General features: G+C 61.2%; 21 protein-coding genes. 11 read left to right on the top strand and 10 right to left on the bottom strand.

All coding sequences use genetic code 11. From position 1 onward, the window contains the following. Positions 1–53: 53 nt before the first annotated feature. The gene (dusB, locus tag E0486_RS08975) at positions 54–1,085 is read left to right on the top strand and encodes a tRNA dihydrouridine synthase DusB (protein WP_131851827.1); all 1,032 of its coding nucleotides are present in this window, start codon (positions 54–56) and stop codon (positions 1,083–1,085) included. A 155-nt stretch (positions 1,086–1,240) separates the two neighbouring features. Here dusB and E0486_RS08970 read toward each other — a convergent pair whose 3' ends face one another. Beyond that, positions 1,241–2,278: a bifunctional methionine sulfoxide reductase B/A protein gene (locus E0486_RS08970; protein ID WP_207906223.1), complete on the bottom strand. Its 1,038-nt coding sequence runs from the start codon at positions 2,276–2,278 to the stop codon at positions 1,241–1,243. A gap of 138 nt (positions 2,279–2,416) precedes the next feature. Here E0486_RS08970 and E0486_RS08965 point away from each other — a divergent pair, with 138 nt between their 5' ends. Next, complete coding sequence (locus E0486_RS08965; protein WP_131851826.1) at positions 2,417–3,085, top strand: porin family protein; 669 nt, start codon at positions 2,417–2,419, stop codon at positions 3,083–3,085. 119 nt (positions 3,086–3,204) lie between these two features. On the opposite strand, the gene E0486_RS08960 is transcribed toward E0486_RS08965, so the two are convergent. Genes E0486_RS08960 through E0486_RS08945 form a run of 4 tightly spaced genes read right to left on the bottom strand, consistent with a single transcriptional unit; the run spans position 3,205 to position 5,861 of the window. Continuing rightward, positions 3,205–3,666 (bottom strand): DUF1801 domain-containing protein, encoded by a 462-nt coding sequence (locus E0486_RS08960; protein ID WP_131851825.1) that lies wholly within the window; start codon positions 3,664–3,666, stop codon positions 3,205–3,207. Then, complete coding sequence (locus tag E0486_RS08955) at positions 3,663–4,715, bottom strand: 3'-5' exonuclease (protein WP_207906222.1); 1,053 nt, start codon at positions 4,713–4,715, stop codon at positions 3,663–3,665. Before E0486_RS08955 ends, E0486_RS08960 begins: the two co-directional genes overlap by 4 nt. Before the next feature lie 48 nt (positions 4,716–4,763). After that, positions 4,764–5,342 carry a GNAT family N-acetyltransferase gene (locus E0486_RS08950; protein WP_131851824.1) on the bottom strand — a complete coding sequence of 193 codons (579 nt, stop codon included), beginning with the start codon at positions 5,340–5,342 and terminating at the stop codon, positions 4,764–4,766. Positions 5,343–5,351: 9 nt separating this feature from the next. After that, entirely contained in the window at positions 5,352–5,861 is a 510-nt protein-coding gene (locus tag E0486_RS08945) for a DinB family protein (protein ID WP_131851823.1), read from the bottom strand. A gap of 78 nt (positions 5,862–5,939) precedes the next feature. Between E0486_RS08945 and E0486_RS08940 the strand changes: the two genes are divergently transcribed. After that, positions 5,940–6,122 carry a hypothetical protein gene (locus tag E0486_RS08940; protein ID WP_131851822.1) on the top strand — a complete coding sequence of 61 codons (183 nt, stop codon included), beginning with the start codon at positions 5,940–5,942 and terminating at the stop codon, positions 6,120–6,122. A 7-nt stretch (positions 6,123–6,129) separates the two neighbouring features. Here the strand turns inward: E0486_RS08940 and E0486_RS08935 are convergent, their stop codons facing one another. Then, positions 6,130–6,867: a hypothetical protein gene (locus E0486_RS08935; RefSeq protein ID WP_131851821.1), complete on the bottom strand. Its 738-nt coding sequence runs from the start codon at positions 6,865–6,867 to the stop codon at positions 6,130–6,132. 76 nt (positions 6,868–6,943) lie between these two features. Next, on the bottom strand, positions 6,944–8,092 hold the full coding sequence (locus E0486_RS08930; protein ID WP_131851820.1) for a vWA domain-containing protein: 1,149 nt from the start codon (positions 8,090–8,092) through the stop codon (positions 6,944–6,946). Positions 8,093–8,249: 157 nt separating this feature from the next. On the opposite strand from E0486_RS08930, the gene E0486_RS08925 reads away from it, so the two are divergent. Further along, positions 8,250–8,768 carry a glutathione peroxidase gene (locus E0486_RS08925; RefSeq protein ID WP_131851819.1) on the top strand — a complete coding sequence of 173 codons (519 nt, stop codon included), beginning with the start codon at positions 8,250–8,252 and terminating at the stop codon, positions 8,766–8,768. Positions 8,769–8,937: 169 nt separating this feature from the next. Further along, a complete protein-coding gene (locus E0486_RS18810; RefSeq protein ID WP_165917257.1) occupies positions 8,938–9,087 on the top strand; it encodes a hypothetical protein in 150 nt (49 codons plus the stop codon). A gap of 92 nt (positions 9,088–9,179) precedes the next feature. On the opposite strand, the gene E0486_RS08920 is transcribed toward E0486_RS18810, so the two are convergent. Next, entirely contained in the window at positions 9,180–9,791 is a 612-nt protein-coding gene (locus E0486_RS08920) for a hypothetical protein (protein ID WP_131851818.1), read from the bottom strand. Positions 9,792–9,942: 151 nt separating this feature from the next. On the opposite strand from E0486_RS08920, the gene E0486_RS08915 reads away from it, so the two are divergent. The 5 genes from E0486_RS08915 to E0486_RS08900 all read left to right on the top strand — a co-directional run bounded on the left by E0486_RS08915 (position 9,943) and on the right by E0486_RS08900 (position 16,116). Next, on the top strand, positions 9,943–11,157 hold the full coding sequence (locus E0486_RS08915; protein WP_131851817.1) for a DNA polymerase III subunit: 1,215 nt from the start codon (positions 9,943–9,945) through the stop codon (positions 11,155–11,157). Positions 11,158–11,563: 406 nt separating this feature from the next. Beyond that, positions 11,564–13,228 carry a PSP1 domain-containing protein gene (locus E0486_RS08910; RefSeq protein WP_131851816.1) on the top strand — a complete coding sequence of 555 codons (1,665 nt, stop codon included), beginning with the start codon at positions 11,564–11,566 and terminating at the stop codon, positions 13,226–13,228. A gap of 57 nt (positions 13,229–13,285) precedes the next feature. Next, positions 13,286–13,414, top strand: a complete 129-nt coding sequence (locus E0486_RS19285) for a hypothetical protein (RefSeq protein ID WP_262709626.1) — start codon at positions 13,286–13,288, stop codon at positions 13,412–13,414. Positions 13,415–13,452: 38 nt separating this feature from the next. Beyond that, positions 13,453–14,604: an ATP-binding cassette domain-containing protein gene (locus tag E0486_RS08905; RefSeq protein WP_131851815.1), complete on the top strand. Its 1,152-nt coding sequence runs from the start codon at positions 13,453–13,455 to the stop codon at positions 14,602–14,604. 12 nt (positions 14,605–14,616) lie between these two features. Continuing rightward, positions 14,617–16,116: a hypothetical protein gene (locus E0486_RS08900; RefSeq protein ID WP_131851814.1), complete on the top strand. Its 1,500-nt coding sequence runs from the start codon at positions 14,617–14,619 to the stop codon at positions 16,114–16,116. Positions 16,117–16,220: 104 nt separating this feature from the next. Here E0486_RS08900 and E0486_RS08895 read toward each other — a convergent pair whose 3' ends face one another. Continuing rightward, on the bottom strand, positions 16,221–19,103 hold the full coding sequence (locus E0486_RS08895; protein ID WP_131851813.1) for a serine hydrolase domain-containing protein: 2,883 nt from the start codon (positions 19,101–19,103) through the stop codon (positions 16,221–16,223). Between the two features lie 81 nt (positions 19,104–19,184). Next, positions 19,185–19,793 (bottom strand): phosphatase PAP2 family protein, encoded by a 609-nt coding sequence (locus tag E0486_RS08890; protein ID WP_131851812.1) that lies wholly within the window; start codon positions 19,791–19,793, stop codon positions 19,185–19,187. A gap of 167 nt (positions 19,794–19,960) precedes the next feature. On the opposite strand from E0486_RS08890, the gene E0486_RS08885 reads away from it, so the two are divergent. After that, on the top strand, positions 19,961–21,934 hold the full coding sequence (locus E0486_RS08885; RefSeq protein ID WP_131851811.1) for an LTA synthase family protein: 1,974 nt from the start codon (positions 19,961–19,963) through the stop codon (positions 21,932–21,934). Positions 21,935–22,732: the final 798 nt, after the last annotated feature.

Below are 22,732 nucleotides of genomic sequence, written 5' to 3'. Positions count from 1 at the left end.
CCCGGCGGGGTATTGTACCTTTGCGCCCGGCCGCAAGATAAGCCGCTTTTGCCGTGGTGACCATCGATACAATCCAGCTTCCCGACTTCCCGCTGCTCCTCGCTCCTATGGAGGACGTGAGCGATCCGCCGTTCCGTGCCGTGTGCAAGGTGAATGGCGCCGACCTGATGTACACCGAGTTCATCTCCTCGGAAGGCCTTATCCGCGACGCCATCAAAAGCCGCCGCAAGCTCGACATCTTCGAGGAGGAGCGGCCCGTAGGCATCCAGATCTTCGGCGGCGATGAAGAGGCCATGGCCCTGTCGGCGAAGATCGTCGACACCGTCAACCCCGACCTGCTCGACATCAACTTCGGCTGCCCCGTAAAAAAGGTGGTGAGCAAAGGCGCCGGCGCCGGTGTGCTGAAAGATGTGGACCTGATGGTGCGCCTCACCAAAGCCGTGGTGAACTCCACGAACCTGCCGGTGACGGTCAAGACGCGTCTCGGTTGGGACGACGATACCATCAACATCGACGAGGTGGCCGAGCGCCTGCAGGATGTGGGCATCAAGGCCCTCGCCATCCACGGCCGCACCCGCTGCCAGATGTATAAAGGCGTGGCCAACTGGGATCCCATCGCCCGCGTGAAGAACAACCCCCGCATTCATATTCCCATCTTCGGTAACGGCGATATCGATTCGCCGCAGAAGGCCCTCGCATACAAGAACCGCTACGGTGTGGACGGCATCATGATCGGCCGCGCGGCCATCGGCTATCCCTGGATCTTCCGCGAGATCAAGCACTTCGTGGCCACCGGCGAAATGCTGCCGCCACCCACCGTGCAGGAGCGCGTGGATGTGATCCGCCAGCACCTCCACCGCTCGGTGGAATGGAAGGGCCCCATCGTGGGCATCAACGAAATGCGCCGCCATTACACCAATTACCTCAAGGGGCTGCCCAACATCAAGGAGTTCCGCTCCAAGCTCGTAACGCTCCCCGAAGTGGCCCCCATCGACGAAGTGCTGGACGAAGTGGTGAAATATTACGGCGGTCTCGAGCTGCCGCGTCCGGAAGAATACTTCTACGCAGGTACCTGCCGGGGGTAAGAGAAAGAACGCAGATTTCATATGGTTCTTAAGATTAACGCAGATCTGTTTTAATAGTAAGGCACCGCGAGCGGCGCCTTTTGTTTTTTCTGGAAAATCATAACGAATCCTGACAAATTTGCGTATCCCGCTTGCGGGATCAGCGTTCTTTCTCTCTACGCAGGTTGCTTCAAAAACCCTTTAAAGTACTCCCGCATCTTCGCCAGCTTCGGCGAGATGACGCTCTGGCAATAGGCTTTCGACGGATCGTTCTTGTAATAATCCTGGTGGTACAGTTCGGCGGAATGAAACTTTTCCAGCGGCACCACTTCCGTCACGATCGGCTGTTCGTAGTAGGACTGCATTTCTTCCAGCACCTTTTTCGCGGTACTCGCCTGCTTTTCGCCGTTCGTTAAAATGATCGAGCGGTACTGGGTGCCTACGTCGGCGCCCTGGCGGTTCTTCGTGGTGGGGTTGTGCATGATCATAAAGACCTTCAGCAGGTCGCTGTAGGAAATGATTTTGGGATCGAATTCCACCTGCACTACTTCGGCGTGGCCCGTATTGCCGTCGCAAACGGATCGGTAGTCGGGCTTCTCGGTGTGGCCGCCGGCATAGCCCGACGTCACACGGTGGACGCCTTTTAATTGATCCAGGTAGGCCTCGATGCACCAGAAGCAGCCGCCGCCGACGGTGGCCGTTTCGAGTTGCCCGCTTGCGGGCTCGCCGGTTGCCGTATGGTCGCCGGCGGCGGGCTCACCGGCAGCCTTATGGATCTTTTGCAGCGAGGCGGAATTGATGCAGAAGCGGAGGCCGGAGGGGCGCGGCCCGTCGGGGAACACGTGGCCCAGGTGGGCGTCGCATACATTGCACAACACTTCCACGCGCTCCATGCCCCAGCTTTTGTCGAGCTTGTAGCGGATCACGTTGTCTTCCACTGGTTCGGTAAACGAGGGCCAGCCGGTGCCCGAATCAAATTTGGTAGTGGAGTCGAACAGCTCGGTGCCGCAGCACACGCAGGCGTAGATGCCGGGCGCGTGGGCTTCGCAGTATTCGCCGGTGAAGGCCCGTTCGGTGCCGTGTTCGCGGGTAACGCGGAACTGATCGGGCGTCAGCAGCGCCTTCCATTCTTCTTTGGTCTTTTCCACGCGGCGCGGGGGCGTCGCCGTGGCTTTGGTATGATCGAGGACGTCGTTCCAATTCATAGTCGCCATGTTGTAGCTACGAATTTCGGAACGGGCCAGATGGCGGCCCGGGGGCTTTAACGAAATCTTACGCGGGGCGAGCAAACCCCGGGCACTCTCCGGCCTTCTAAGGGATACATGGGCCTTTACCCCCCAACAACCTAACTTATGAAACAGTATGTACTCCTCCTCGCCGGCCTCGTTGCTTCGGCTGCCACTTTCGCCCAAACAAAACCCGCCGTCAGCGTACGCGCCGGCGTGACCTCCGCCTCCATCGTGGGCGATGCCAGCCAAAGCCTCAACAGCCTGGTGGATTATACCGACGGCATCTTCCATACGCAAAGCAAAATGGGCTTCTACGGCGGCGCCTCGGTCAACATCCCGCTCGGCGGAGCTGTATCGGTGGAGCCTGGTCTTTTTTACGACCAGAAGGGCTACCAGCTCAAAGGCTCCTATCAATTCAAGGGCATCGCCTCGGTACTGAGCCCTTCGGCCAAGGCGCAGCTCACCCAGCATTACCTTTCACTCCCCGTAGTCATCAAAGGCTCCTTTAACGGCTTCGAGATTTTCGGCGGACCGCAGGTTTCGTACCTCGCCAAGTCGGACCTCCACGTAACCGCAGGCGCCCTCGGCTTCAACGCCTACAACGATCGCTTCAACACCGCCGACCAGTTCAACAAGATCGACTTCGGACTTACCGGCGGTGTGGGCTACCAGTTCGCCAACGGCTTCAACATCCGCGCGGCCTACGACCGCGGCCTTACCAAGGTTGACGCCAACCAGAACATGGACGCCTACAACCAGGCGTTCAAGGTGGGCGTGGGTTTCAGATTTTAAGATGTCTGATGTCGGATGTCTGATGTCGGATGTCTGATGTCGGATGTCTGATAGGAAAAACGGATCGCGTAGCGATCCGTTTTTCTTTTTTATTCCTATCAGACATCCTCCATCCGACATCAGCGATCTCTCTTCAGTCCTCGCTCGTAGGCTTCGATCCACTGCTGCGGCGACATTTTTTCCACCAGCTGCTGAACGAGGTCGAAGGGAATCTGCTCCGGCTTCTTAAAGCGGATGCAGCTCTTGCCCATATCAAGTTTCGTTTTGCTGTGCTTCGGGTATTCGGCCACGAACCAGTCGTGCAGCTTTTTGTCGGCGTAAATTCCCATGTGGTACAGGGCGATGAAATTCTTCTGGCTGGCGATGCTGATAAAGGGCAATGCGAGCTTGGGATCGCAGTGGTAGCCGGCCGGGTACGTGCTGTGCGGCACCACCCAGGTGATCATGCCGTAGGCCATGCGCGGCTCGAAGCCTTTGTGCAGGTGTTTCTGGAGCGTTTCAAACAGGCGCTCCATCGCCGGCTGGCGGTCTTCAGGCAGGTGGGCGAGGTATTCGTTTACCGTAGGTGCGGAGGAGGTCATAAGGCGGGTTGGTTGGTTTGCTGTTGCGGCACGAGTTGTTCGTCGAGCAGTTGCAGCAGGATGGCCTGCGCGTCTTTGTGCAGGAAGGTATAAGAGGCCGGCGGCTCGTCGAGGTAGGTTACGGTCAGGCGGCCTTTTTCGGGATAGGTGCTGAAAGGGAAAATGTCCTGCCCGAACTTGAGCGTGGCGTAAAGCGCCGAAGCCACCGCACTGTTATCGAGAATCCGGTGGGAGGCCAGCCATTCTTTCAGCTGCCGCTTCCACACGATGTTCATCTGGATGCGCTTGATGGCGATCTTGGTGTCGGCGGTGAAGTCGCCGTTGAGCATCCATTCGAGGTAGCCCGGGTCGCTTTCCACGGGCTTGCCTTTATTCTTTCCGAAGTTGAAGATGATGTTGCCCGTAGCGTCGCGCACAAAGCGGCGGCTCAGGTCCACCAGGCCATCGTCGAGGAGGTTGTGCAGGAAGCTCGTGTTGGGCTGGAGGTCGTTGTAGCGGAGCAGCTGCTGCTTCAGTACGTCGATGGTGGCCAGCACGTCGGCCTTGGCACTGTGGGCCCCGTCGTGATCGCGGTCGCAGTAGAAGCGCACGGCTGCGGCGAGGTCGCGCTTTTCGCGCTGGTGGTAAATGCCCATCACGTCCACCATATGGGTGTCGCTCACCTTCACGGGGTACTTGCCCAGGCGCGCGAATTCTTCCATCAGCATCGGCACATCGAAGCGCTTGATGTTGTAGCCGCCGAGGTCGCAATTGCAGAAGAAGTCGGCCAGCGTGGGGGCCAGCTCCGCAAACGTGGGCTTGCCGGCTACCATTTCATCGGTGATCTGGTGCACGGCTGTGGCCCCGGGCGGAATGGGAATGGTCGGGTTGATCAGCTCGTGGAGTTCTTCCTGCCGTCCGTCGGGGTGCAACTTGATGGCGCAGAGCTCCACGATACGGTCCACGGCCACGTTGGTGCCGGTGGTTTCGAGGTCAAAGAACACCAGGGGGCGCTCCAGCTCGAGGAAGCCTTCAGTTGCTTTAGGCAGGAAATACGGATGCTGCTCCACAGGTCAAAGCTATTCAAATTATTGCTTATCTGTTGAGGTCGGATGATTTCAGCCCTGCGCGGAGCGGGTAGCCCTCCCTGCGAGCAGGGGCCGGTACTCCTTCCGGAGCAGTCCGAACAGCACCGAGTCGTGCAGCACGCCGTCTACGTTCCAGTGTTCGCGCAGCATGCCTTCCTCGGTAAAGCCGAAGCCGCGCACTAGGCGGAGGGAGGGTTCATTGTCGCGGCCGATGAAGGCTTCCACGCGGTTAAGGTCCATTTCGGCAAAACCGTAATCGAGGATGCGGGCGAGGGCTTCGCGCATGAGGCCCTGCCCACGGCGGGCGCTGTCGTTGAGGACGTAGCCGATCTCGGCGCGCCGGTGGTCGGGGTACCAGTTGTGAAAGCCGCAGGACCCCAGCGTCTGTCCGCTTTCCTTGTCGAGCAGGTGAAAATAGCGGATGGTGGAGCGGTAGGTGCTCATGCCGCCGAGGCCACGTGCCTGCTCCTGCGCCAGCTCTTTATCCGTAGCGGCGCCGAAGAAGGCTTTCTGTTGCGCCGCGGTCCAGGTAAGGCACACTTCCCGGTAGATCTCCTGCGTCAGCAGACGGAGCCGGAGGCGGCTGGTCTCCAGGTATTCGAATTGCATCGGTTGTAGTTATACGGTAGCGGGTATGCGTTCTTTCAGGTCTTCCAGATGGCGTTGCGTGTGGTGCACCAGGAAGTAGAGCCAGTCGGCCACGGTCATATTGCCAAGCACGGGGTGGGGAAACAGGCGGTTGTCGAGAGTCAGCATACTGCCTTCGATGGCGTCGCGGAGCGCCGCGCGCTGGCTGCGGAAGCGTTCTTCGAAGGCGGCGCGGCCGGTAAAGGCGCCCTTGGGGTGCAGCCGCTCCGGCGCGGCAATCCTGACGGCGCGTTTGTTTACCATCAGGTGATACAGCTTGTCGGAGCCGTGCACCGTTTCGCCATCGTGGTGCTCGGCCGAAGGGCGCTGCAGCAGGCCCGCCACCAGCGCCTCGGTGAGGCAACAATGCTCCAGCACCTCCAGCGGGCTCCATTTCCCGTCGGCGCGCTGTTGCAGCGCGGCATCGTCAAAGCGGGCGGTAACCGACAGGGTTTCCTGTTCCGTACGGTCGAGCAGGGCGAGGTAGGCAGACTGGTCCATGGTGCTTTCTTTTGCTAAAGATAGCAAAGCGGTCCCAGCCCCGGCACCCCATTTGCGCTTCTTCCGCAAAGCAGGAACATGGAAGAAAAAAAGCAACAGGACGCCCCTGAGCAGGCGGCGCCGCAGCAGGCGGTTTCGGGCGTGCCGGTCAACGAATGGCAGCCGGCGCTCGATTCCAGCGCCGACGAGCGGGCGCGCGCCGGGCACTCCGGCGAAGGCGACCGCACCGACACGGACGAGATGATGCGCCTGCAGGATTAGCGCTGCCTTAATCTACCAGGAACGCCCGGGCTTGGAGCTGTGCCTTCAGTATTTTTTCGAGGGCCGTGTCCAGCGAAAAGCCTGCTGTGTGGGCGCGCAGCGTTCGCTCGCGCTCCAGCCAGGCGCTCCGTGCATCGGAAAGCGTGGTGATCTCCGCACGAATGCTGTCGCGGGCGGCGCCTTTGCTGCGGATCAACGCGGTCAGTTCTTCGGGGGAAAGGTGACGCAGCGGCTGGGGCAGGCGCCGGCGCTCGAGCGCGCCGGCAAAACCGGGATGGGCGCGTTCGGCGTCTACCAGATCCCAGCTTTCGTTGCGGTCGAGGCGCGCGTTCCCTTTGATGGCGATGCGGTTCAATCCCGAGCCGGCGGAGAAATTCATCGAGTCGATGACGACGCGGTATTGTATCACCTTGTTTGGATCGTTCAGGTCGGAAACCGGCACCGTATCGTAGGTTGGCTGAAGATAGGAGAGGTAGGTTTGATTGAGGCGGTCGTTCCAGACCAGCAGGGCCACGACGTCTTTCCGCTGTGCGGATACGCACGCGTTCACCGGTGCCACGTCGCCCTGGCCGAAGCTTTCGTTGCCCGCAATAAAAATCGTGCGGTAGCTGCCGGGGCTGCTGTCCCAGTGAAGTTCGTCGAGCGCCGACGTCAGCACGCGGCCGCAATATTCCAGCGACCCGCTGGTGCGCAGCGCGAACAGGGCTCCGGAAAGGCTGTCGAGGCTGCCGGTAAACGGCAACACCTGTCGCAGGTGCTGGTCGCCGCATGCTTAGGTGACCTTTCCGAAACGACCGCATCCCGTCGGTTATTGTGAACCGTTAGCGGATGATGTAGCCGTTGCGCTGTACCTGCGCTTTCAGCGTTTTCTCCATTTCGCTTTCGAGCGTGGCTTCGGCGGCGGCATTGCCGGCGCGGCGCTTGCGTTCTTCGGTCAGCCATGCTTCGCGCAGGCGGCTCGTTTCGGCGATCTCGGCGCGCACGGCGTCGCGCTCGGCGCGCTTTTGCTTGATGGCGGCACGCAGCCCGGCGTCGCTCTTGCCGCGCAGGCTGTCGGGCAGCATCGCGCGGTCTACGCGGCGGTAGCTGCTGCTGTCGGATTCATACGCATCCACCAGGTCCCAGTCGGAATTGTTGTACAGGCTTCTCTTACCTTTCACGGCAGTGCGGGCGGCGCCGGAAGATTTGTTGTGCCGCTGGTTCAGCGCGTCTACTTCGGCCACTTCGCTCATGGCCGCCGAACCGCGCGGCCCATAGGCCATCAGCGTGCTGTTGAAGCGTTCGTTGAGGGTGTACAGCATGCTGTCGTACGGCGTCGGGATGTCTTCGGCCTTTGCATCGCTGTTGATGTTGGTGAAGGAGCCGTTGGCGCAGTCGCTGAGGTTCCAGAATTCACGGATGCCCTGGTCGCGCGGGCCGCAATAGATCGTGTTGACCACGATGCCCCGACCACGGGCGGCGGCGCAGGCGGTATTCCAGGAAAGCGAGCCCTGGCGGAAGCTTTCGTTGCCGGCGATGAAGACGGCCTTGTAGGTTTGGGCGCTGCTGTCCCAGGCCAGGTCCTGCACCGAGGTATAGATCACCTGGGCGCAGTATTCCTCGCCGCCGTTGGTGTTGAGCGCAAACAGGCTTTTGGAGAGGGCGTCGAGGTTGGAGGTGAAGGGCTGGATCTGGCGCACATAGCCCTTGGCGGCGTCGTTGGCGCTGCGGCCGTATTCATACAGGGCGATCTCGATCTGCGGGGTGCCGGCGGCACATTCGGCGCGGCCCAGGATGCTCACGAGGTTCCAGAGTTGGGCCTTGGCCTGGTCGATGAGACCGTCCATACTGTTGCTCACATCGAGCAGGAGCGCCACCTGGATCTTCGGGACCGGCGGGCGCTGCTGGGGGCGCGGGCGGGTGAAGGAAAAAACGATCGGCAGGGCCAGGAGCAGCAGGACGCCGCGGAGGAGGTTGTGTTTCGGTTGCATAAGCAGGCTTTCCCGATAGACTGTTTTGCCGGGAAAAAAGCACAGGGCGCTGGTGGCTTTTAGGACAGTCTTAACGTTCCCCCCGCCGCTGAAGCTTTGGCGGGTGGAGCCAAACTTTCCCGGGTTATCTTTGTTATCGGTTCAAAACCATCCATTCATGAAACTCGCAATCCTCGCAACCCTTTTTACCATGCTCCTCACTGCCAACAGCATCTACGATTTCAAGGTGGACGGCCTCAGCGGCGGCACCATCGACTTTGCGCAATTCAAAGGCAAGAAGATCCTCATTGTAAACACGGCCTCTGAATGCGGTTATACGCCCCAGTATGACGGCCTCGAGAAGCTGTACGAAACGTATAAGGACAAGCTCGTGATCGTAGGCTTCCCCGCCAACAACTTCGGTGCCCAGGAGCCCGGCTCCAACGAACAGATCGGCGCTTTCTGCAGGAAGAACTACGGCGTTACGTTCCCGATGGCCGCCAAGGTGTCGGTGAAAGGCGAAGACATTGCGCCCCTGTTTCAATACCTCGTGGCCGAAGCCAAAAAGCAGGGCGTGGCCGACCCGATCAAATGGAACTTCACCAAGTTCCTGGTCGATGAGAACGGCAACCTTGTGCACGTGTTTCCCAGTAAGGTAGAGCCGATGAGCGACGAGCTGACCGGGTACCTGAAATAATACCATTGGGTAAATGGGGTAATGGGATGATACGTAAGTGATGATCCTGGTCGTGTTTCCAAACCCCACTCCAGACGAACGCCCCCGCCATCGGCGGGGGCGTTCGCGTTTACAATGGCGCACAACGGACGTTGGCGCCAGATATTGTTGCCGTGTTGCTGCGCTCCGCGTGAATGAACATGACTTCCGCGCCAACGTCAGCGGCTTCCGCATGGGTGTTGGTAGCCTCTGCGTGAACGTCAGCGGCGAATGTGTGACCGTCAGCGGCTTCCGCGTGAACGTCAGAAGCCTCCGCGTTAAGGCCGCTGGCTTCGCGTGACTGTATTTTGTCAAAGCATCGGTGTCGCAGCGTTCCTTGCGAACGTCAAAGGCGCCCGCCAAGACGTTTGTGCGCATCGCGAAAGCGAACAGCTACGGTTTCGCCTTCCCCTGGGCAGCTGTGGCGCCGAAGGTAGACGTGCGGAAAGCGTTGAGCAGTTCTTCGAGGCGGTCTTTGTCGATCGAAAGAAAGGTCACCGTCAGGTCGCGCTCGCCCACGAGACGCGTATAAAGGTGCATACGCAGCACGAAGCCGTTGGCCGCCTTTATTTGCACCCGCAGCGCGTAGAAGCGCATCCCGGCTATGACTTCGGTGCCGGTGGCCGTGTCTACCGCTGCTGCGCTGAACTGTTTCTCGAACGTGGTATACACCACTTCGGTCATTTTGCGGAAGGCGGCTTCGTATTCTTTCACACTGTTGGTGGTCCGGGGGAGGTAATTGGCCTCGATGTAATGCAAGGGGCCGTTGCGGAAGGTGAACAGGTCTTTGGGCCGGGTGTTGATCGTAATGCCGGTATGTTTTTCAATCATTTCCTCGCCGCCTTCCGACAGGCTGTCGGCACCCGCCTGCGATACGCGGGTGTAGCCGGCGGGGATGCGGATCTTCCAGTTGAATTCGGGAACGAACAGGTCATTGGCTTCCTGCGCGCCGGCAGAAAGGCCGATGAGCGCAAAGAGCAGGGTGAGCAGTTGGTTTTTGTACATCCCGCAAAAGTAATTATTCCGGCGAAGTCTCCTTGCCCGGCCAACACGATTCCATCGCCCCATCCTTCGGCTGCGCTCCGGATGACCAGGGCCCTGTCGCGCTGAGCGCCGTCGAAGCGCCATTGTCCCATTATCCCGTTAATTTGCACCCATGTTCCGCGACGTAATCGGCCAGAGTGAAGTGAAGCAGCATTTAGTGGAGATGGTGGCCCAGAACCGCCTCAGCCACGCCCTCCTTTTCCTGGGAAAAGAAGGCGGCGGCGCCCTGCCGCTGGCCCTGGCCTTTGCCCAATACGTGTCGCTGCTGCCTACGAAAGACGCCGCCCCCTCCGGGTTGTTCGGCGAGCCCCTGGAAGTAAGGCTCCCGGCCACAGCAGCGGCCGCCGATGCCTGGATGGAAGCACAGCCCTCCTTTGCCAAGGCACAGGGCATGGTGCACCCCGACATCCACTATTCCTACCCGGTCATCCCCCGAAAGTCGGGCGACAAGCCCCTGTCTACGGACTATATCACCGAATGGCGCGAGTTTACCGGCCAGCTGCCCTACGGGAGCGTGTACGACTGGCTGCAGTTCATCGGCGCAGAAAACAAGCAGGGCAACATCACCGCCCATGAATGCAACGAGATCATTCGCAAACTGAATCTCAAGAGTTTTGAAAGCGGTTATAAGATCCTCGTGCTGTGGATGCCCGAGTACCTGGGCAAGGAAGGCAACAAGCTGCTGAAGCTGATCGAGGAGCCGCCGGCCGACACGCTGTTTATCCTGGTAGCCGAAAACGAGGGCGCCATTCTCAATACGATCCTGTCGCGCTGCCAGCTGGTGAAAGTGCCGGCGCTGGAAGCGGCGGCGATCGAAGAGGCGCTCCGCACGCGTGCCTCCGTGGCGCCCGAGCAGGCGCGGCAGCTCGCCAACACCGCCGACGGCTCATACCGAGAAGCGCTGCACCTGCTGCAGCATGCCGATGAGGACTTCGGGTCGCTGCTGAAGGAATGGCTGGGCGCTACGATCCGCTACCTGCCCGCGGCCCAGCTGAAGGTGATCGAGGAGCTCGCGCGCCTCGGCCGCGAAAAGCAAAAGCAGCTGCTCCGCTATTTCACCCACCTCATCGAGCAGGCCCTGCGCCTCGAGGTGCTGCAGGGTTCGCCTGCCGGGGATGTCCTGCTCCAAAGTTTCTCCGCCACCGAGGCCGACTTTGCCCAGCGCCTCAACAAGGTGATGGACGCTGCCCAGAAGGAGGCCGCCGCCGCCGAGCTCGACGCCGCGGCCTACCACATCGAGCGCAACGCCAACGCCAAGATCCTGTTTCACGCGCTGACGATCAAGCTGTTTCACATTATCAAGCACCGGGTGGTGGTGTCGGTTTAGATGGCTGATGCCGGATGTCGGATGTCGGATCTGGAAGACCGCATTCTTCCCCTCCTGTACTCATGTATTCAAGTAATCGAGTAATCTCCCTTTTCCCTCCGCCTCCTTTCCCTCTGCAAATAGCCTATATTTGTCCCAAGCCCGCAAGGGCCCCGACATATATACCCGTGGTTCCGGATCTGTGCCGACTGAATGACAACGCTATCGAATTCTCACTATAAAAGGGGGTGCCCCTGCGGGCGCAACCCTTTATCCCGCCTGACTCTGCCCCTTAAAGGCCGGGCTTTTCCTCCCGAGACATCGGGGCCAGGATTTTCCCTAACCCCAGGCGTCCGAGCTTCCTAGCCATTCCGCGCGCAGTCCCTTCCCGGTCTTTACTTAACCCCTAAAGAGCAGAATTCAACATATGGGATGTGGAAACTGTGGCTCCAAAAGCAGCCCCAACGGCTGCAAGAGCAACGGCAGCTGCGGCACCAACAGCTGCAACCGCCTCAATACATTCGATTGGCTGGTGAACCTGCCGATCGTGGATACCGAAACCTACTGCCGCGTGGTGGAAGTGAGCTTCAGCCAGGGCGCGCGCAAGGAATTTTACCGCAACAGCACCCTGCAATACTTTGAAAGCGGCGAGGTCGTGGCCGTCGAAGGCGTTTCCGGCTTCGACGTGGGCGAGATCTCGCTGACCGGCGAAACGGTTCGGCTCCAGCTGAAGAAAAAGGGTGTCAAGGAAAACGCTTCCGACATGAAGCGCATCCTGCGCCGAGCCACGGAGCGCGACATCGACCAGGCCCGGCAGAACAAGGCCCGCGAGCGCGATGCCCTCATCCGCACCCGCGCCATTGTGCGCCAGCTGAAGCTCAACATGAAAATGAGCGAGATCGAGATCCAGGCTGACGGCAAAAAGGCGACCTTCTTTTACATTGCCGACGACCGCGTGGATTTCCGTGAGCTCATCAAGATCCTCGCCGGCGAGTTCAAGGTAAAAGTGGAGATGCGCCAGATCGGCGCCCGCCAGGAAGCCGGCAAGGTCGGCGGTATCGGCTCCTGTGGCCGCGAGCTTTGCTGCGCCACCTGGCTCACCGAGTTCAAAAGCGTCAACACCGCCGCCGCCCGCTACCAGAACCTGTCGATCAACCAGACCAAGCTCAGTGGACAGTGCGGCCGCCTCAAGTGCTGCCTCAACTACGAGCTGGATACCTACCTCGACGCCCTCCAGGGCTTCCCCGAGCATGCCGACCTGCTGCGTGTGCAGCGCGGTACGGCTACGCTCATCAAGAAAGATATCTTCAAAAACCTCATGTGGTACGTGCTCCCCGATTCGTCGAAGCAGTACCCGCTCAGCATCGAGCGCGTGAAGGAGATCAAAGCCCTCAACACGCAGGGTGTCATTCCCGACGAGCTCGGCGTGGTGGAAGTGGTTTCTTCCAAACAAAAAGAAGTGGAGCCCGAGTTCGTGGATGTGGTAGGCCATATCAGCCTGCGCAGCCTCGAAAAGGCCGATAAGAAGCGCCGCGACCGGCGCCGCGAGCAGGGCAAAGGCCCCGGCGGCGAGGCCAAAGGCGGCCGTCCCCAGCAGCGGGGCGGTGGCGGCGGCGCCAAATCGAACCTGCCCGTGCCGGCACGTCCCGGTGGCGGTCAGCAGGGCGGCGCCCAGCAAGGCGGTGGCCAGCGCCCACGCCGTGGTGAAGGCCAGGCTCCGAAAGGAGAGGGCCAGCAGCCGAAGCCCGAAGGACAGCAACAGCAGCCGAAGCGTGATGGCCGCCGCGAAGGTGGTCAGCAACCGCAACAGCCCCGTCGCGACGGACGTCGTGGTGGTGGTGGTGGGACCAACGAAGGCGGTAGTGCCGAAGGCGGACAGCAACAGCAGCCGAAGCCCCAGCAGCCGCCGCAGGGACGCCGCGGTGGCGGTGGTCAGCAGGAAAAGAGGGAAGGCCAGCCCCCGCGCCCGCCCCGTGAAAAGGGCAGCGAAGGCGGCGAGGGCGGGTTGCCCCGCTCGCAGGGCAGCCGTCGCCGCAGAGGCGGAGGCGGTGGTGAAGGAAAATCCGATAATACGCCCAAAGCAGAAGGATAAAAGAAAGCCCCGACGATTGTGTCGGGGCTTTTGTATTTTTAGGCAAACCCAACTGCTATGGAGCTGCGCACCCCCGAAGCCGGATTGTTCTTCTGGACCCTGCTGAACGTTTTCATCGTTGCCTTCCTGCTGTTCGGGGGCATCTGGCTCGCCGGCCACCTGATCCGCCGCAACCGCGGCCGTTAAGCCCGATCCCCTTATCTTACTTCCCCCAACTACCGCTTATGACGCCTTTTGAAGGCCGCCTTGCCGAAGTGCAGGCCTGTTTCAGCAACCACGATTTTCACCTCGGCTACCGGCGCCTCCTCGATGCGGCCATCGAAACCGCCGACTTCGCCGTATACCGCGACACCCTGCGCTTTTGCGACGCCTACGATGCCCTGCCCGCCGAGAGCGCCGACGGCGAGCGCGCCCGCCTCGCCGCCGACCTGTTGACGCGCCTCGCCCGCTCCGCGCCGCACACAACGCCGCAGCCTCCATTCCTGCTGCGCGCCGAAGGCGTGGCCAAGCGCTACCGCCGCGGCCGTTTCGGCCTCAGCCCCGTAGACCTCGAGCTGCATCCCGGCCAGGTGACGGGCATCGTGGGTGAGAACGGCAACGGCAAGACCACCTTCCTCCGCCTGCTCTACGGCGAGCTGCGCCCCGATGCGGGCCGCCTGCACTACGGCTTCGCAGCGCCCGGCGACGACGTCTATGCCATCAAAACGGCGCTGGCCTTTATCCCGCAGCGCCCGCAATCCTGGTACGGCTCACTGATGGAAAACCTGCAATACGCCAGTACCTACGCCGGCTATACCGGCGAGGAAAACCTGCTCTGGACCGAAATGATCGTGGCCCGCATGGGCCTGCGGCCCTTTCGCAGCTACGACTGGAGCCGTATTTCGTCGGGTTATAAAATGCGCTTCGAGCTCGCCCGCACCCTGCTGCGGCGCCCGCGCGTGCTGCTGCTCGACGAGCCGCTGGCCAACCTCGACATCCTGGCGCAGCAGGTCATCCTCGAAGACCTTCGCTACCTGGCCGCCTCCGAAAGCATGCCGCTGGGCATCGTACTGAGCTCGCAGCAATTGTACGAAGTGGAGAAGGTGTCCGACGATGTGCTCTTTCTGCAACAGGGGCGCCCGCACTACCGCCCCCTGCACCCGCAGGAGTTGCCGCTGGTGCTGGAGCTCGAAACAAGCGCCGACCGCGAGGCCCTGCAGACCCTTCTGACGCCGGTCGGACTGCAGCGGCAGTCGTTCAACGGCGGCGTGCACATCCTCTACTTCGCACCCGGCACCGCCCTCGGCCCCATCCTGGCAAGCATCGGCGAAGCCGGGCTCCCGCTGCAGTACCTGCGCGACATCACCCATTCCTCACGCCGCTTTTTTGTGGCCTAAGCCTCCTGCTCCATGATCCGACGCATCAATCAATACCTGCGCATTCACCACCCACTACTTTGGAACACCCGGGTGCTGTGGGTGCTGCTTGCCAACCTGTGCCTCTACCTTATTTTCTTCCTTGCCGGCTTCCTGACCGTGCAGGCGCGGTCCATTGCCACCTATTACTCGGTGTGGTTCGTGGGCGGCTTCGGCCTCCCTGCCTTCTCTACGCTGTGCACCGTGCTGGTGGTCGTGCTGTGGCTGCTGTATTACCTGCGCAACAACGCGTTCAAAAACTTTTACCGTATTGGCCGCTTTCACCTGCTGCGCGAATTCGCGCTTATCCTTTTGATCTTCTTCAGCAGCGGTATCTACTACGAATTTTATATGCTGGGAGTGCAGGCCCGCGTGCGGACCATCACCTCCGAAGCCACCTTCGTAAAGGAGCTCAACCAGCTTAACGAAGGACTCGCCTTCGTGCCTACGGAGCGGGCGCCCTACTTCCTGTTCAACAGCTGCTCGGCGCAAAAGGAGCAGCTGCCCACGTATTACGAGAACACGACCTACCTGCCCGGTTCCGATGAATACGCCAGCGACAGCAACTACCGCATGATTGCCGACGCGGTGCGCCGCCCCGACGCTTTTTCCTACAATCACTATTGCACGCTTGCCTACCTGTATACGCAGTACGGCGGCCTCGATTCTTCCTTGACGGTGGCGCAGCGCGTGCAGGCGCTCATTCAAGGAGGGCGCCGCGACGGCATCCGCCGCAACATCGAAGCCGTGGAGGCCATTTGCCGCAAGTACGGCGTGCGCTTCCGGCTCAACGAAGCGGCCCTTGTGGAAGCGCCGTTTGTAAAGCCCTACAACGCCGTGCCGGCCTGGGTGCCCGACAGTGAGGAGCGGTATGCCGAGACGGAAAACGGCACCCCGCCCAATCCGTATTACCTCGAGACCGGCTCCTTGCGCAACGCCATGTCTTTTGTCAATGACTGCCTCAGCGACGCCGAGCCCGGGCGCTTCCTGGCAATCGCATACGTCAGCCTCGGCTGCGCCCTGCTGCTGTTCACCTGGCGGCGCTTCAGCCGCAAGGTATTCCTGGTAGCCGTGGTGGGGGCGCTCGTGTGGCCCATCGTGATCGGCTTGTTTGGCTTTGCCTGGGATTTCGAGGAGTCGGGCTTTTACCTTTTCCTGCTGCTTATCGGGCTGTTCCTGGGCGGGGCGCTCCTCCGTATGCGCAGCCCCGGCCGCACCTTTTCGGGGGCGCTGCTCGCCTGGCACGCCTGGACCTTTCCCTATATCGGCTTCCTCTTTCTCGGAATGGTAGAACGGTACCTGTCCTACCACTATTCCCGCGAAGCGCCCAGCCCCGCGCCGCCCGACTGGCGGGAACTCCATTACCCCGTCGCAAGCTGGGTAGACGACCATGGCGGACTCATTTCGCTGGCCTGGTGGATCGTGTCGGTGCTCTACACCGGCTTTGTGCTCAACGCCCTCGCCCGCCGCTGGCAGGCACTACCGCAGGAGTAATCGCTGATGTCTGATGTCGGATTTCTGATATGAAAAACGGATCACATTGCGATCCGTTTTTCTTTGCTCAAATCAGACGTGAGGCATCCGACATCAGCGATCTTTTATTGTGGTTCTTTCGCAATGGCTTTATAGATCGCATCCAGCACTTTCTCGCGGATGTCGAGGGAGGCGAGGAGGTTGCTGCGGCCGGCGTTGACGCGGTTGGAAAGGAATACGTAGACCAGCTTCGTTTTGGGATCGGCCCAGACGGCGGTGCCCGTAAAGCCGGTGTGGCCAAAGGTTTCGGGCGATACGAAGGTGCCCGGGTAGGGTTCCTTGCGGCTGTCGTTGTCGCGCTCGGGCTTGTCGAAGCCGAGGCCCCGCCGGCTGGCGGGGCTGCCGTAGGCGGTGAAGAGCTGCACCGTGGATGCTTTCAGGTAGCGCCGGCCGTTGTATTCGCCGCCGTTTACCAGCATCTGGTACAGCACCGACAGGTCCCAGGCATTGGAGAAAAGGCCCGCGTGGCCCGACACGCCGCCGAACAGCGCTGCCGCCTCGTCGTGCACATAACCCTGGAGCAACTGGCGCCGGAAGTAGCCGTCGCTTTCGGTGGGCACCACGCGGCCGGTGCCGGGATGGAGGGACGGCACAAACGTGGCGCTCGTCATGCCGAGCGGTGCGTAGAAATGCTGGCGCATATACACATCGAGCGGTTGCCCGCTGACGGCTTCCACGATCTTGCCCAGCAGGATGAAGTCGAGGTCGCTGTACACGTAGCGGCCGGCGACCCCGAGGCGGCTGGCCAGGATGCGTTGCAGCATGCTGTCGGGCCAATCGCTGCGCAGCCACAGGTCGCGGGCCACGGGCACCCGGAAGGAGTCGCTGGGCTCGCTGCGGTAGTAGCGTGCCGAAGGCAGCTTCGTGGCGGGATCCATCGTTTCGGGATACAGGGGGATGCCCGCAGCGAGGCCGGCCTGGTGCAGCAGGATGTCGCGCACCTTCAGGCCCGCCTTGTCGGTGCCGCGCGCCGCCGGCAGGTAGTCGCCGAGGGTGCCATCGAGGTTCAGCTTGCCCTCTTCGTATAGTTTCATCAGGGCCACGGTAGTGGCCGCCGTTTTGGTGATGGAAGCCAGGTCGTATACGCTTTCGAGGTGCACGGGCAGCGACAGCGAATCGCCGTCGTAGCGGCCGAATGCCTTGTGGTAGCGCACGACGCCGTTCTGCACGGCCAGTACCTGTGCGCCGGGGTAGGCCTTGCGGGCGATGCCATCGCGCACGATCGAGTCCACCGCCAGCCAGGGGGCGGAGAAGCCTTCGGGCACAAAGCGGCCCGTTACGGCTGCGGTTCCAAACGGGATGTTGCACACGGTAACCGGCAGGCGTCCCTTCGCCGGCAGGCCGGCGCGTAAAAACTGGTACGCCGTGGCCTCCGTCAGCGAGTCGTCCTGGTAAAAGGCCACCAGCGTGCGGGCATCGCAAAAGTTCTTTGCCGCATACACGTTGCCAAAGAGCAGGGTGGCCGTAGTCGGCCGGTGGTTGAGCCCGTTCCAGAGTTGCACGGCGCTGGCCGTGATGCCGAAGTTGTTGGCGGTACGCAGGCTGTAGTCGTGCAGGCCCACGAGCACGGCATCGTAGCGGCCGTCGAGCACCAGGCGCACGAGGCTGTCGGCCGCGGTGCTGTCTTGCTCATAACGGAAAAAGAAGACGTCGGTGCCGCCTTCGCGGAGGCGCCGCGCAAGCAGCGGCTCGGGGCTCTTGCCGATGGCCACGTAGGCGATGCGCTTCGGACCCAGGGGCAGCAGGCCTGCGTCGTTGCGGAGGATCGTAACCGTATTGCGGGCCACTTCTTCGCGCAGCGAATCGGTCTCGGCGTTGAGGTCGGCAAGCAGGTGCGTCGTATCCACCGGTTTCCATTGCGAAAGCCCCAGCGTGTATTTTGTAAGCAGCACTTTTTTCACGGATGCCTCGATGTCTTTCTTCCGCAGGCGCTTCTCGTCGATAGCGGTTTCGATGGCGCTGATGGCGGCAGGTACATCCTCGGGGAGCAGCAGCATGTCGTTGCCCGCTTCAAGGGCCCGCACGGCGATCTCGCCGGCGCTGTAGTATTTCGTGACGCCCTTCATCTCGAGGCCATCGGTAAAGGCGATACCCTTGTAGCCCAGGTCGTGGCGCAGCAGCCCGTTGACGTTGCTGGCGGAAAGCGAAGTGGGCAGGTTGGCCGTGGTATCGATGGCGGGAATCGCCAGGTGCGCGATCATCACCGAGCCGACGCCGGCTTTAAAAAGTTGCTTGAAGGGATAGAGCTCCAGCGAGTCGAGGCTACCCATCGACTTGCGGATGACGGGGAGGTCGAGGTGCGAGTCCACCTCCACGTCGCCGTGGCCGGGGAAGTGCTTGGCAGAAGCCAGCACGCCGTGGTCTTGCAGGCCTTTCATCAGCGCCACGCCGTAGCGGGCCACCTTTTCTTTATTCTCCCCGAACGAGCGGTAGCCGATCACGGGGTTATTGGGATTATTGTTCACGTCCACTACCGGCGCGAAGTTCACCTGCACACCGATGCGCTTCAGCTGCCGCGCCATAGAAGCGCCCACTTCGTATACAAGCGCTTCGTTCTGCAGGGCGCCCATCGTGCTCTGATAGGGGTAGCGGGTGATGCTGTCGAGGCGCATGCCGAGGCCGAATTCCGCGTCCATCGTCACCAGCAGCGGGGTGCGGGCGATGGCCTGGTAGTGGTTGGTGAGCAGGGCCTGCCGCACGGGGCCGCCCTGGAAAAAGCAAAGACCGCCCACGTTGTATAGGTTGATCAGGCTGTCTACATGCGCCACGTGCTCGGGGCCAAGGTTGCTGTGGGCGCGCACCACCAGTAGCTGCGCGATCCGCTCGCGCGGGCTTAGGTGCTTGTAGGTTTCGTCCACCCATTTGCGGGCGGCTTTATCGGGTTTCTGGGCAAAGGTGCTTCCGGCCAGCAGAAGCCATCCGGAAAGGAACAAGATCCGCTTCATCATACAAAAGAAAGACACAAATTAGTCCAAATCGGCCGCTGCCCTCTTGTTAAAAAGCGCGGAGGAGGTGTTCCGTATGCTTCTTTAACGGGAACTTTGCGCGCCGGAAGGCACGCGCAGCAGGCTTTCGCGGTCGGCGGGGCCGGTGTGCCGCACAAAGAGCCGGTACAGGCCCCAGCCGGTGCCGATGCCCAGCAGCGCGCCGGCCGAAACATCGATCGGATAGTGCACGCCCACATATATTTGCGCGTAGGCGATGACGCCCGCCCACACGAAGCCGGCGGCGGCCCAGCGGCCGATCACCGGGCGCAGGATGAAATAGAGAAATGTGGCGATGCCGAAGTGGTTGGCGGCGTGCGAAGAGGTGAACGAAGAGGAGATGGGGCAGTAGTTGACGATGAAGCGCACCTGGCCGATCATGTCGGGGGCGCTGCAGGGGCGCTGCCGGTAGACGAGGTTTTTGATGATGGTGCTGCTGAAAGTGTCTGTAAGGGCGGCGGTGCACGCCGTGTACAGCACGATCCAGCCGCTGCGCCGGAAGTTGGCCATGATGAAGAGCAGTAGAAATACGTACAGCGGCAACCAGGTGACCGAGTTGCGTACAAAGGGCAGCACGGCGTCGAACAGGCTGTTGTGCCAGCGGCCGTTGAGCAGGCGAAAGAGCGATTTGTCCAGGTTCAGCAGGGCATTCATCCGGGCCGAAAGGTAGGGAGATATCGTCAGGCGTGAAGCGTGAGGCGTGAGGCGAAAAAAGTTTAAAACTCAGTAAGATGCGAAGTGGCAGGAGGCGGCGTACAGCAAGGGCTCACGCCTGACGGTTGACGCATCACGAACCTGCTGCTTCTTGAAACCCGAATTCCATGAAATTTCCCCGTTCGATAAAATGGTCCTTCTACATCGGCGTTCTTTTCCTGACGCTGTTCACGCTGTTCCGCTTTCTCTTTTATTTCCGCTTCAAGCCCGCCGATGAAGGCTTTCCCGGCGGTGCCTTCTGGATGGGCTTCAAGTTCGACGCCCGCGTGGCGGTGGTGGCCGCCGGCCTCACCCTGCTGCTCGCTGCCGTGCCCGCCCTGCGGCCCTGGCGCCGGCCCGCGTCGCGCCGCTTCTGGGTGCCCTTCCTGGTAACGCTCACCTTCGCGGCCCTCTTTCTCTACGTGGTCGACTACTATCACTACGACTACCTGCAGCAACGCCTCAACGGCGCCTCGCTGAGCCTCCTGAAAGAAACGACGACCTCGGCGCAGATGGTGTGGGAAACTTATCCCGTCATCCGGGTGCTGATCGCGCTCGTGCTGCTGGTGCTGCTCTTTACGTATTTCTACAAGCGCCTTTTTCGTGCCGCCGCCGCGGAGCCAAAGCCCGCCGTTCGCCATCGCTGGATTCCGTATACTCTCTACATCGTGCTGCTCCTCGCCGGCGCCTGGGGCAGCCTGAGCCAGTTTGCCCTGCGCTGGAGCGACGTGTTCGGCTTTTCCAATGCCTTCGAAGGACAGCTGGCCCTCAACCCCTTTCAAAGTCTCGTGAGCACGCTCAAGTTCCGCAAGTCTTCCTACGATGCCAGGGCCGTCGCCGCACACTACGACCGCATGGCTCCCTACCTCGGCGTGCAGCGGCCCAACAGGGATTCGCTCACCTTCGAGCGCAGCATCGCGCCGGCACCCGGTTACAGCGTGCCGAAGGGCGTCAATGTGGTGCTGGTGATCTGCGAAAGCTTCAGCGCCTACAAAAGCAGCATGTGGGGCAACCCGCTCAACGCGACGCCCTACTTTAAAAGCCTGTGCGACAGCGGCGTGTTCTTCCGCAACTGCTTCACCAACTCGTACAGCACCGCGCGCGGCGTGTGGGCCGTGCTGACGGGCCTCCCCGACGTGGAGCGCAACGGCTCCTCCAGCCGCAACATCGCCACCGTGGATCAACACATCCTCATCAGCGACTTCGCCGGCTACAGCAAATACTATTTCATCGGCGGCAGCGCCTCCTGGGCCAACATCCGCGGGCTCCTCAACAACAACATCCGCGACCTGAACCTCGTGGAGCAGGACGGCCTCGAAGGTCAGCAGGTAGACGTGTGGGGCATTTCCGACAAGAACCTGCTGCTGCAGGCCACACGCCGCCTGACGAAGGAGCCGAAGCCTTTCTTCGCCGTCATCCAGACCGCCGACAACCACAAGCCCTACACCATCCCCGACGAGGACCGCAACGATTTTAAGGTGCTGCAGCTCTCCGACGACGAGCTGAAGCGAAACGGCTTCAGCTCTAACGGCGAATACAACGCCTTCCGCTACACCGACTTCTGCTTTCAGAAATTCATGGAAGAAGCGCGCCGCCAGCCCTGGTTCGACAACACGCTCTTCGTGTTCGTGGGCGACCACGGCGTGAGCGGCGAAGTGGGCCGCTTGATGCCGAAGGCCTGGACCACCGAGCAGCTCGAGAACTTCCACGTGCCGCTGCTCTTTTACAGCCCGAAACATTTACGTCCCGAAGCCCGTACGACGCTCAGCTCTCAGATCGACATTCTTCCCAGCATCGCTTCGCTGGCTTCGGTGCCGGCACGCTACTCGGCGCTCGGAAAGAACCTGTTCGACAGCAGCGGCACACAGCCGCAACGCTGGAACAGCACCTTCGTGTTTTCGCCCAACGACGGAACCATCGGCTACTTCGAGGGCGACCTGCTGTACCGCCGCGAGATCGACGGAAAAATGCGCCGCCTGCTTACCCTCTCGGGCGCGCCGGTGCCCAAGGGCAACAATGGGCTAAAAAATCATATGGACGATTACGTGCTGGGCTGGTGGGAAACGAACCGCTACCTGCTATACCATAACAAGTCGCGCTAAGGCCCGTATCACGGGTGGGAGCCGGAAGCTGCGCCGGCCGGACCGCCTGTGGCGCTGCCGCGAAACGGCGATCGAGCTCTTGCAGCTTCCGTAGCAGCCCCTCCCGGTCGGTCTTTGCATAGGAAAGAATTTTTACGGTGCCCGCACTGGTGCTGGCTTCCTGCAGGGCTACCGCGTATTGGTTTTCCGCCTCCTTGCGCACGGCGATGATCGTTACCGTCTTTTCTGCCGGAATGTTTTGAAACACCGGTCCGCCGTTGGTCCCGCGGTCGCCATTCATGATGGAGCGGATGTCGTGAAAAAGCAGCTTTACATCGGCGGGCTTGTCGCCGGTTTCCACGTACAGGTTCGCTTTCTCCCCCGGGTCGTTGTAAAAGCGGTCGCAGTTGATCCAGCCGAGGCTGCGGGCTGTGAACGTGAGGGAGGCCGGCGGGCGTTGCCCCGGTGCAAAATAGATCGAATCGATCCGCGCCGTGCTCACGCGGAGGCGCACTGCCGTGTCGCGCCAGGTGTTGCTTTCCCACCAATACGTTACCTGCTGGGTCAGCTCGGCGCAGGCGCGGTATTCGTCGAGGCCGGCCGGTGTCCAGCGGGGCATGTTCAACGCAACCTTTTGAAACAGGCTGTCGAAACCCGATGCCATGCTGTTGTCCACGCGCGCTTTTACCACCTGCCCGTTTTCGTTGATGGTGTAGTGCAGCTGCAGATCCCACATCGTGATCGGGGCATCTACGCTGTCGGGCCAGCGGAGCTGCCGGGCGAGGTATTCACGGAGGTCCTGCGCCTGCATAAAGCGGG

The sequence above is a fragment of the Flaviaesturariibacter aridisoli genome (genome assembly GCF_004343705.1).
Lineage (GTDB): Bacteria > Bacteroidota > Bacteroidia > Chitinophagales > Chitinophagaceae > Flavisolibacter > Flavisolibacter aridisoli.
The sequence above is the reverse complement of the archived record's forward strand: the minus strand, read 5'-3'. Positions and strand labels throughout refer to the sequence as shown.

Excerpts from the sequence above, each read along its gene's own strand:
- E0486_RS08970 (WP_207906223.1), bottom strand. The coding sequence starts at position 2,278 with ATGGCGACTATGAATTGGAACGACGTCCTCGATCATACCAAAGCCACG.
- E0486_RS08965 (WP_131851826.1), top strand. The coding sequence starts at position 2,417 with ATGAAACAGTATGTACTCCTCCTCGCCGGCCTCGTTGCTTCGGCTGCC.
- E0486_RS08960 (WP_131851825.1), bottom strand. The coding sequence starts at position 3,666 with ATGACCTCCTCCGCACCTACGGTAAACGAATACCTCGCCCACCTGCCT.
- E0486_RS08950 (WP_131851824.1), bottom strand. The coding sequence starts at position 5,342 with ATGCAATTCGAATACCTGGAGACCAGCCGCCTCCGGCTCCGTCTGCTG.
- E0486_RS08945 (WP_131851823.1), bottom strand. The coding sequence starts at position 5,861 with ATGGACCAGTCTGCCTACCTCGCCCTGCTCGACCGTACGGAACAGGAA.
- E0486_RS08940 (WP_131851822.1), top strand. The coding sequence starts at position 5,940 with ATGGAAGAAAAAAAGCAACAGGACGCCCCTGAGCAGGCGGCGCCGCAG.
- E0486_RS08930 (WP_131851820.1), bottom strand. The coding sequence starts at position 8,092 with ATGCAACCGAAACACAACCTCCTCCGCGGCGTCCTGCTGCTCCTGGCC.
- E0486_RS08925 (WP_131851819.1), top strand. The coding sequence starts at position 8,250 with ATGAAACTCGCAATCCTCGCAACCCTTTTTACCATGCTCCTCACTGCC.
- E0486_RS08920 (WP_131851818.1), bottom strand. The coding sequence starts at position 9,791 with ATGTACAAAAACCAACTGCTCACCCTGCTCTTTGCGCTCATCGGCCTT.
- E0486_RS08915 (WP_131851817.1), top strand. The coding sequence starts at position 9,943 with ATGTTCCGCGACGTAATCGGCCAGAGTGAAGTGAAGCAGCATTTAGTG.
- E0486_RS08910 (WP_131851816.1), top strand. The coding sequence starts at position 11,564 with ATGGGATGTGGAAACTGTGGCTCCAAAAGCAGCCCCAACGGCTGCAAG.
- E0486_RS19285 (WP_262709626.1), top strand. The coding sequence starts at position 13,286 with ATGGAGCTGCGCACCCCCGAAGCCGGATTGTTCTTCTGGACCCTGCTG.
- E0486_RS08905 (WP_131851815.1), top strand. The coding sequence starts at position 13,453 with ATGACGCCTTTTGAAGGCCGCCTTGCCGAAGTGCAGGCCTGTTTCAGC.
- E0486_RS08900 (WP_131851814.1), top strand. The coding sequence starts at position 14,617 with ATGATCCGACGCATCAATCAATACCTGCGCATTCACCACCCACTACTT.
- E0486_RS08895 (WP_131851813.1), bottom strand. The coding sequence starts at position 19,103 with ATGATGAAGCGGATCTTGTTCCTTTCCGGATGGCTTCTGCTGGCCGGA.
- E0486_RS08890 (WP_131851812.1), bottom strand. The coding sequence starts at position 19,793 with ATGAATGCCCTGCTGAACCTGGACAAATCGCTCTTTCGCCTGCTCAAC.
- E0486_RS08885 (WP_131851811.1), top strand. The coding sequence starts at position 19,961 with ATGAAATTTCCCCGTTCGATAAAATGGTCCTTCTACATCGGCGTTCTT.